Consider the following 8,278-nt stretch of genomic DNA (forward strand, 5'->3'; position numbering starts at 1 on the left):
GGTCCGCGCGGGCCGCACGGCCGGGGGCGCGGCGGGGTCGGCGCCCAGAGCCGTGGTGCCCACGTCCTCAGGCCGGTCACGCAGCAGGAACCAGACCAGGGGGACCACGGCCAGAGCCGCGACGGTGACCGTGACGGCGGCCGACCGCCAGCCACTGTCGGCCGCCAGGTGCGCGAGGACGGGCAGGAAGACGAGTTGCCCGGTGGCGCCGCCCGCGGTGAGCACACCGGTGACGAGGCCGCGGTGGCGGACGAACCAGCGCTCGGTGAGGGTCGCGGCGAAGACCAGGGCCATCGAGCCAGTGCCGAGGCCGACCAGGACACCCCAGCACAGGACGAGCTGCCAGGGGGCGTTCATCAGGATGGTCAACCCGCTGCCCGCGGCGACCAGCAGCAGGGCGTACGTCACGACTCTGCGCATTCCGAAACGGTCCATGAGCGCTGCCGCGAAGGGCGCGGTCAGCCCGTAGAGCATGAGGTTGACCGAGACGGCCAGCGAGATCGTGCCCCGGGACCAGCCGAACTCCTCCTGGAGCGGTGTGATCAGCACGCCGGGCGTCGCCCGGAACCCGGCCGCGCCGAGGATGGCCACGAACGCGACTCCCGCCACGATCCAGGCGCGGTGCAGCCTACGTTCGGGCGCCCGAAGAGTCGTTGTCATGCGCCCCATAATCGGGGGGGCGAAATGCTCCGCGCGAGTGGCCCGAGTGCCAATATCCACAAGGATCGGGCCATGCTCGCTCCGGTGGTACCGCCGCTTTCCCCGGTGCGGATGCCCTTCCCGTACGCGGGCACGCCGGGAGCCCGGTAATGGCCATCTCACATACTGGGAGAATTCGCTCAAAGGTTACGTTTTTTCTATTCTCGTCAACTGGGGGTCTCGCATCCGGCATGGTCACGGGGAGACGCGAGGCCGGTCTCCGGTCCCGCGCGGCCGTGCGGGAGCGACGACACCCGCGCTCCGCGGGGCCGTTACGGGACCGGCCGGAGAACGGGCGATCAGAGGAGTGTGCCGTGTTCCACACACGAAGGCCGGCGGGGATCCTGGCACTGCTGGCATGCGGCTCGCTCCTGCTCAGCGCCTGCGCGAGCACCGATCCGATGGACGACCCGACGGCGTCGGGCTCGGAGTCGATCCAACCGGCCGAGACCATCACCTACGCGTACGAGCAGGAGTTCCACTCCTACAACAACAACACCACCGCCGAGAACGCCACGCGCAACGCGGCGCCCCTGCAGCGGGTGCTCACGGGTTTCTGGTTCTACGGTGACAAGGGCGCGATCGTCCCCGACAAGGACTTCGGAACCTACGAGAAGATCTCCGACGACCCGCTGAGCGTCAAGTACACGATCAACGCCAAGGCGGTCTGGTCCGACGGCACCCCGATCGACTGCGACGACGTCATGCTGTGGTGGGCCTTCCGGTCCGGCAAGGTCAAGGGCTTCGCCTCAGCCGACACCAACGGCGTCCAGGACACCGAGGTCCCCGACTGCGAGAAGGGCGGCAAGGAGTTCACCCTGGTCTACGACAAGCCGTTCGCGGACTGGGTGGCCGGCGGCCCCGGCGCGACCGAGATGCTGCCCGCCCACGTGGTCGCCGAGCAGGACGGCCTGTCCGAGGAGGACTTCATCGCGGCGGTCAAGAACACCGACTCGAAGAAGCTCGCCGAGGGCGTCAAGTTCTTCAACGACGGCTGGGTCTCCGAGGGCAGGCTGCCCGAGGCCAGGCTGATCCCCTCCTCGGGACCGTACAAGCTCTCCAAGCTGGACGCCGGGCAGCGGCTGACCCTCATCGCCAACGACAGGTGGTGGGGCACCCCCGCCGCGACTCCGACGATCGTCGAGCGTTTCATCACCCTCGACGAGCAGGCGCAGGCACTGCAGAACCGCGAGGTCCAGATCGTCGAACCACAGCCGGGACCCGAGGTGCTCAAGCAGTTGCAGTCCCTGCGGGGGGTGAAGGTCGGTGTCTCCGACAAGTACACCTACGAGCACCTGGACTTCAACTTCCACTCCAGCCCGTTCCGCGACAGAAGGCTGCGCGAGGCGTTCACCAGATGCGTGCCCAGGCAGCTCATCGTCGACCATCTGATCAAGCCCGTCGCACCCGCGGCCAGGCCCCTGCAGGTTCGCACCGTGGCTCCGTTCCAGGCCAACAGCGCCGCGGTCGTGGCCGCCAGCGGCAGCGCCGGCGTGTACACGCGACAGGACATCGCGGGTGCCAGGGAACTGCTGCGGAAAGCCGGCCAGACGGGGCTGGAGGTCAGCATCGGCTACCAGACCCCGAACCCGCGCCGCACCGCGGCGGTGCAGCTCATCATCGACTCCTGTAACAAGGCCGGATTCAAGGTCGTCGACAAGGGCTCCGAGGATTTCCTGGGCACCGTGATGCCGACCAACGGCTACGACGTGGCGCTGTTCGCCTGGTCGGGTTCGGCCCTGGTCAGTGGCTGGGCCTCCAGCTTCACCTCGCCGCAGAAGTGCGACGCCCACAGCAAGGGCAACAACAACGGCTGCTACTCCAGCAGGCGGGTCGACCTCCTCATCAAGGAGTTGAACTCGACCGTTGACCTGGCCGCCCAGGACCCGATCATCGGTGAGATAGAGAAGCGGCTCTGGAGTGACCTGGCCACCATCCCGCTGTTCCAGCATCCGGGCCTCAGCGCGTGGGACGAGACGCTCCAGAACGTCGTCCCGAACCCCGCGCAGTCGACCATCACCTGGAACATGGATAAATGGCGCCTTTCCTAGAGCGCCCCCTTCTCGCCGCCGCGGTCACGGATGGAGAGCCCCGTATCTGACATTAGATGACAGGTATAGGCGCCAGGATGAGCACAAGAGCTGAGACCTGCCAAGGGAGCCCACATATGCCTCGTGCCACCGGAACCTTCACCATCGACGGCTGGGATCCGCACCCCTACGACGAGGCCGAAGGTGCCACGCTCTCCCGCGTCCACATCACCAAGACCTTCGACGGCGACCTGGTCGGCACCAGCACCACGGACATCATCACCGCGGTCGCCCCGGTCGAGACGTCGGCGGCCTACGCGGGCTTCGAACGCTTCACCGGCACCGCGCACGGCCGCAAGGGCACCTTCGTGCTCCACCACACGGCCGCGGCACACGCCGGGGAGTCGGAGCTGAGCTGGACGATCCTTCCCGACTCGGGCACCGGGGAACTGCTGGGCATCCGGGGTGGGGGGCAGATCGTCAACGACGGCGGCGCCCACTCCTTCCACCTCGACTACGAGCTCGACTGAGAGCGATTCGTTCGGGAAAACACCGAAGGGCGGCCATCTGGCCGCCCTTCGTGAGGAGTGGAGCTATGGGGATTCGAACCCCAGACCTCCTCCATGCCATGGAGGCGCGCTACCAACTGCGCCATAGCCCCTCGGTGTCAACCGATGTCGCCGGGCCCTGCCCGGCGTCCACGCCAGTGTATAGGAAATCACTCCACACCCTGTAACCGCCGAGGCGGGCCGCCACGGGGGCCGGCTCGCCTCGGGGCCGCAGCGCGTACGGGCGCCTACCTCAGCGACATGGCCTTCTCGATCAGCGTGGCGAGCTCGGTCACCGCGGGGTCCTCGGTGGACGCGGCCAGCCGGGTGGCATGGGCGGCGAGATCCCCGGGGTCCGCTCCGGCGATCCCCTCTCGAGTGCGGAGATACTCGGCGAAGCCCACGGCGACCACGTCGACCTGGAACCTCGGCGCGGACTCCCGCCACGGCGAGGCTGCCAGGTCACCGACCGCGAGGGCGCGAGTGGCCTCGGCGGGATCGCGGGTGTCGGGGTCCTGCCAGCGTACGGTGGCGGTGGCCAGCTGACCTGACGCCCCGCCGCGCAGCCGCACCTCGTACAGGGCGGTCACCGAGTGACCGGGGCCGATCTCGCCGCCGTCCTTGGCGTCGTCACGAAAGTCCTCGGTCGCGAGTCGCCGGTTCTCGTAGCCGATCAGACGGTACGACTCCACGGCCGAGGGGTTGAACACGACCTGTGCCTTGGCGTCGCGGGCGCGCAGGTCGAGGTTGGTGGCGAGCTGCTCGACGAAGACCTTGCGCGCGTCGTCGACGGAGCTGACGTAGACCGCGGCACCGTCCCCGTTGTCGGCGAGTTGCTCCATCAGCTGGTCACCGTAGTCGCGGCCGACGCCGACGCACAGCAGGGTTATCCTCTTGCCTGCGGCCTCCTCGACCCGGGCGAGGATGCCCTGCCAGGTGGTGTCACCGACGTTGGCCAGTCCGTCGGAGAGCAGGATGACCCGGTTGACCGCCACCGCCCTGAAGCTCGTCGCGGCCTCCGCGTAGCCGCTGGTCAGCCCCTCCTCCAGGTTCGTCGACTGTCCTATGGCGAGGCGCTCGACGGCGGCATGGAGCCGGTCCCTGTCGGTTGCCGGGGTCATGGACAGGACGACGTCCGCCCGGTCGCTGAAGGCCACGATGGAGACCTGGTCGCCGGGCCCGAGCTGGTCGACGAGCTTGTGCAGGGCCTCCCTGACCAGGTCGATCCTGCCGGGCTCGCTCATGGAACCGGACACGTCCACCACGAAGGTGAGGTTCGCCGGGCGCCGGGCCTCCGCATCCGCCCTGCGGGTCTGCAGGCCGACACGGAGCAGCGCGGCGCCGTTCCCCGGCGTACGGGCACCGTCCATGTGCACGGTGAAGCCGTCGTCGTCCGGCTCCCGGTAGTCCTGCGCGAAGGCGTTGACGAACTCCTCGGGCCGGACCTGACCAGGCTCCGGCAACCTGCCCTCCTGGATGGTCCGCCTGCTATAGCCGTACGAGGCGGTGTCCACGTCGAGGGCGAAGGTGGAGATCTGCTCGGCGGCGGTGTCACGTTGCCTGGCGGCGTCGGCCTCGGAGTCCTCGGCCCCGGAGGTGGCCAGGCCACCGGTTTCCGCGAGGGAGGGGCGCGGGACCTGCTTGCCGGATTCGGGCATCGGCTGGCTGGCGGTTCCCTTCCCGTCCGACGCCCCTCCGCAGGCGGCGGCGGACAGCAGGACGATCACAGCGAGAGCAGCGGCGAGCGGGCGTGACTTCATGTCGCCTCCTAGGGATGCGTGTCACCCCCTACGACGGCTCCTTCCAGCCTCCCGCCGGGAGCTTGACCCAAGCGAGCGCAAACCGTGTTCGGCACGTGATCAGGGCTTCCAGGCCGGATCCCGCCCGCTGAGCCCGAGCAGGGCCCGCACGTCGAAGTCCTCACAGGGGGTGGGCGGCCCCAGCCGGTCGTCACGGACGCCGTACGGGTGACGGCGTGTGACAGCATCTCGTTCATCTCGGCCATGCTGTCCGGCCGGACTCCCAGCCGTCCCGAAAAAACGCGACATAGGATCCTTCGTCATGCGCGTGTACCTCGGCCTCGCGGCCAAAGATCCGGAAGCCGGAATACCGGAGGCGATGCTGCACCGTGTCAGGAGCGTGATCGACAGCGTGTTCCCCGTGCCGCCGGAGGTCATCAGGTCGCGCGAGTGGCACCGCCCCGGCATCACCATGTTCGCCTGGACCAACGAGCCCGACGACTCGCGGCAGCCCCCGCCGCTGATGACCGAGCACGACCGGGTGACCGGGGTGAACGGTTACCTGGCCGCACCGGACGACGTGAACCGGCTGGCGGGCATGACCACGCTGGACAGCGAGGCGGTCGGCGGGTGCTTCTCGGTGTTCCGTGCCACCGGCGGCGAGCTGTCGGCCGCCACCGCGATCCACCGGGTCTGCCCGGTCTACTACGCCGAGACGCCCGACGTGCACGTGATCGGCAGCCGGGCCCTCCTGGTCCATCTCGCCTGCGGCGAGCGCGTCGACTGGGACGTGCTCGCGCTGCAGTCGATGGTCCGGCAGGGATACTTCCTGTCCGACGAGACGCCCTACCTCGGGGTGAGCGCGCTGCCGCCGTCCTCGTCGGTGACCGTCAGGGGCGGCACCCGTACGATCACCACGACCCCGCTCCCGACGGCCGTGCCGGCACCGGAGTCGCGCAGGCGGAAGAAGGAGCTCGTCGGGGAGCTGGCCGAGGCGCTGCTGGCCACCGTGGAGCCGCTGCGCGCGGCGGGGGAACCGGTGAACCTCGCGCTCACCGGTGGCAGGGACAGCCGCCTGATCGCCGCGGTGCTGCACGCGGCCGGCATCCCGCTGCGCGCGACCACCAACGGCCTGGACACCCACCCCGACGTGATCCTCGCCGGGCGCGTCGCCCAGGCGCTCCACATCGAGCACACCGTCATCCCCCCGGCCCGCGCCGAGAAGAAGGACGCGATCGTCGTCGAGCACCCGCTCGCGCGGGCCTACGAGACGCTGCGCGCCTGCGAGGGCATGACATCGGCGTACGAGTCGGTCGTCGGTTACCTTCCATACAGCGCCAAGCCGACCATGTCCGGGCAGAGCGGCGAGATCCTGCGGGCCGGCGGCCTGCTGCTGCTCCAGACCGACCTGGGGGAGAAAGCGCTGCGCCGCCGGGTGGACGTGACCTTCCTGCGGGATCCGGCGCTGTTCAGCGAGGCGGCCAACGAGCACGCCCGCGAGCTGGCCGGGCCGTGGCGAGAGCGGGCTCCGCTGGAGGCGCTCGACCACATGTACATCTCCTACAAGGTCGGCCGCTGGCACGCGGGGGCGCGGGCGGGCTCGCTGCGCCGGGGCGACCAGATCTGGCCCTTCCTCGACAACCGGGTGGTCCGCGCCGCGCTGGGTCTCGACCAGACCTGGCGGCTGTCGGAGGAGGTCATCTACGAACTCCTCGGCGTCCTGGCCCCGTCGCTCAGGGACATCCCGATCGAGGGCAAGCCGTGGCGGTTCACCGCCGGGAAGCGGTACTACCCCTGGCAGCGCAGGCCGCAGGTGCTGACCGCGCCGAAAACCGGCGGCGGTGGCTGGAACTGGCGGACCAGCCCCGGTACGGAGCTGACCGGCCTGATACGCGACCATGTCCTTGGTCGCCTCGACCTGCTGACGCCCATCGTCAACCCCGACGAGGTTCGTGCGCTGTTCGCCGAACCCGTCCTCAAGAAGCCCAACCAGGCCTGGCATCTCTACACAGTGGCCACCATGCTGGGTGGAGACTATCCCGGCAAGGAACCCGAGGGCCTGCCCAGGATCCACATCCCCATCCCGTCCTGACCCACCCCACGACCGAAGCCGGGGACCGTTTCCCGATTCGTTCTCGAGCTCCGCGACCCGCCTGCCCGGTGCCGGACAACGGCACCGGGCAGGCTTCCCGCCGCACCACCGGTCGCCTACAGGACCGGTCGGGGTGGTGGGTGGCCAGCCGGTGGTACCCGTCCGGGGAAACAGGAAACGCTGCCACGGCAACGCGGCGGCCCGCTGGTCGCCCGCCCGCGCGAATCCGCCTTCCGCCTCTTCCGGGTGATCACGAAAACTTCGCCCCGTTCGAACCGGGAACCTCCCGGCCGCGCACATCACACAACGCTACACGTACGACGTACGAAGATCGTGTTCGACGAGCACTTCCCGGCGGTGGAGCGCGCTCCACGGGCGGGCGTTTTCAACGGTGACGATGACGGCTCCGACCTCGGCCCACAGCTGGTACCGGGCGGCGTCGAGACCTACCTTCAATCACCGCCCAGCCTGCCCATTGTCCGACTTGAGTGAATATAATTCACTTATCCAATTAATTGCCACAACAAGGATGTTGGGCTTTTGTGTGGCGATTCAAATTTACGGAAAGCAAAGAAACGCGCACCCCTCATCAAGCTTCCACACCTGATTCGATCGACACTTCTCCCGCCACTTCCCGAGCGTTCAAAGAATGGCCGCACAGTGTTTTCGCTGAATGTAACGGGAGAGACAACGCACGTGTCTATTTTCATGAAACGGACCCTTGCGGGCGGCGCGCTCGCCGGGGCCGTCCTTCTTCTGCACTCCCCTGTCCCAGTTTCAGCCGATTCGCAACTTTCAACTTCGGCGCAGGCTCGTCCCGAGAGAATCGAATCCGTCAAGGGAACGCAGGTTGACCCCTGTCTTCTGACGATTTCCACTATTTGCACGAGCTTCATCTCCGTCCCCGGAACAGTTAACGCCCGCGACCTCTCCAGCACCAAGGCAATCATCCAGGGCGCATTGCAGCCGCAGCCGACCTCGGACAGTTCGGCTTATATCCCGCTGTGCAGGTGGCTGGGCCTGCCAATCTTCCTGTGCCGGATTCCCGACGGAGTCCAGGGTCCTGCTGGTCCCACAGGGCCCAGATCCCGCTGGACGAGGCGCTGCGGCCGACGTGGCTGTTCGGCCAGACCGTCCACGAGGGCTGCGACCGCGGCGGCTACTACGAGC

At 68.4% G+C, this 8,278-nt stretch carries 5 protein-coding genes and 1 tRNA gene; 3 read left to right on the top strand and 3 right to left on the bottom strand.

The features are described 5' to 3' along the window. Window positions 1–660, bottom strand: a 660-nt coding sequence (locus tag ABZ260_RS40700; protein ID WP_355628334.1) for an MFS transporter, incomplete at its 3' end; no start/stop codon positions are given. Between the two features lie 353 nt (window positions 661–1,013). Between ABZ260_RS40700 and ABZ260_RS40705 the strand changes: the two genes are divergently transcribed. Both ABZ260_RS40705 and ABZ260_RS40710 read left to right on the top strand, forming a co-directional pair. After that, the gene (locus ABZ260_RS40705) at window positions 1,014–2,750 is read left to right on the top strand and encodes an ABC transporter family substrate-binding protein (RefSeq protein WP_355628337.1); all 1,737 of its coding nucleotides are present in this window, start codon (window positions 1,014–1,016) and stop codon (window positions 2,748–2,750) included. Between the two features lie 116 nt (window positions 2,751–2,866). After that, window positions 2,867–3,259 (top strand): DUF3224 domain-containing protein, encoded by a 393-nt coding sequence (locus tag ABZ260_RS40710; protein ID WP_355628340.1) that lies wholly within the window; start codon window positions 2,867–2,869, stop codon window positions 3,257–3,259. Window positions 3,260–3,317: 58 nt separating this feature from the next. Here the strand turns inward: ABZ260_RS40710 and ABZ260_RS40715 are convergent. Beyond that, a tRNA-Ala gene (locus ABZ260_RS40715) sits at window positions 3,318–3,390 on the bottom strand. A 135-nt stretch (window positions 3,391–3,525) separates the two neighbouring features. Then, the gene (locus tag ABZ260_RS40720; protein WP_355628343.1) at window positions 3,526–5,037 is read right to left on the bottom strand and encodes a von Willebrand factor type A domain-containing protein; all 1,512 of its coding nucleotides are present in this window, start codon (window positions 5,035–5,037) and stop codon (window positions 3,526–3,528) included. Window positions 5,038–5,338: 301 nt separating this feature from the next. Between ABZ260_RS40720 and ABZ260_RS40725 the strand changes: the two genes are divergently transcribed. Beyond that, entirely contained in the window at window positions 5,339–7,108 is a 1,770-nt protein-coding gene (locus tag ABZ260_RS40725) for an asparagine synthase-related protein (RefSeq protein ID WP_355628346.1), read from the top strand. Window positions 7,109–8,278 lie beyond the last annotated feature (1,170 nt).

The sequence above is a fragment of the Streptosporangium sp. NPDC006013 genome (genome assembly GCF_040614275.1).
Lineage (GTDB): Bacteria > Actinomycetota > Actinomycetes > Streptosporangiales > Streptosporangiaceae > Streptosporangium.